The sequence below is a fragment of the Roseovarius ramblicola genome, from assembly GCF_042430665.1.
Taxonomy (GTDB): domain Bacteria; phylum Pseudomonadota; class Alphaproteobacteria; order Rhodobacterales; family Rhodobacteraceae; genus Roseovarius; species Roseovarius ramblicola.
This window is the reverse complement of the sequence record NZ_JBHMEC010000036.1, coordinates 1-949: the sequence shown is the minus strand read 5'-3', so window position 1 is coordinate 949 and position 949 is coordinate 1. Positions and strand designations below refer to the sequence as shown.

At 58.1% G+C, this 949-nt stretch carries 1 pseudogene; it reads left to right on the top strand.

Annotation, left to right across the window (positions count from 1 at the left end):
• Nucleotides 1-67: 67 nt before the first annotated feature.
• Nucleotides 68-886, top strand: a pseudogene (locus ACFFU4_RS17805) (IS481 family transposase); the annotation flags it as partial.
• Nucleotides 887-949 lie beyond the last annotated feature (63 nt).

Below are 949 nucleotides of genomic sequence, written 5' to 3'. Positions count from 1 at the left end.
TGCGCCAATCGGCGTATCAACCCAAAGGGCTCCGGTTCCGGCTGGATGAAAGTTCAGTGGCAGGTCAATCAATCCGAAGACGGTTGCGAAATGGCGCAAGCGCCAGACGGTTGAGGATCAGAAGACCGGCCCGAGAACTCCGCGCTCTACCGTTCTCACTGAGCAAGAGGAGGCCATGATCGTTGCCTTCCGGCGGCACACACTGCTGCCGCTGGATGACTGTCTTTATGCCCTTCAGCCTTCGATCCCGAGTTTAACGCGGTCTTCTCTACATCGTTGTCTGCAGCGGCATGGCATCTCGCGCCTGCCGGACGTGGCCGGTGACAAGCCGAAGCGGCAGAAGTTCAAGCGCTACCCGATCGGCTTCTTCCACATCGACATCGCCGAGGTGCAAACAGCCGAGGGCAAGCGTTATCTCTTCGTCGGCATTGACCGCACAAGCAAGTTCGCGGTGACCCCACTCGTCGAGAAGGCCGACAGGCGCACCGCATGGGAGTTTCTTCAGCACATGCTTGAGGCCGTGCCCTAACAGGTCCACACGATCCTGACCGACAACGGCATCCAGTTCGCTGAGCAGCCGCGCAACAGGAATACAGCCTATTCGCGGCCGATGCGCTTCGACATGATCTGTGAGGCCAACCGGATCGAGCACCGGTTGACCAAACCCAACCATCCTTGGATCAACGGCCAGGTCGAGCGTATGAATCGGACGATCAAGGACGCGACGGTCAAGCGTTTCCACTACGACAGTCACGATCAACTGCGCACACACCTCACACACTTCATGGCAGCCTACAATTTCGCCCGGCGTCTCAAGACCCTCGGTGGCCTGACGCCATACGAATACATCTGCAGGGTCTGGACCTCAGAGCCGGATCGTTTCTGAGCTACCCCCCGAAATTCGGACACTGATATAAGCTACGATTTGCAGTCTGCTGATCTTCGACGA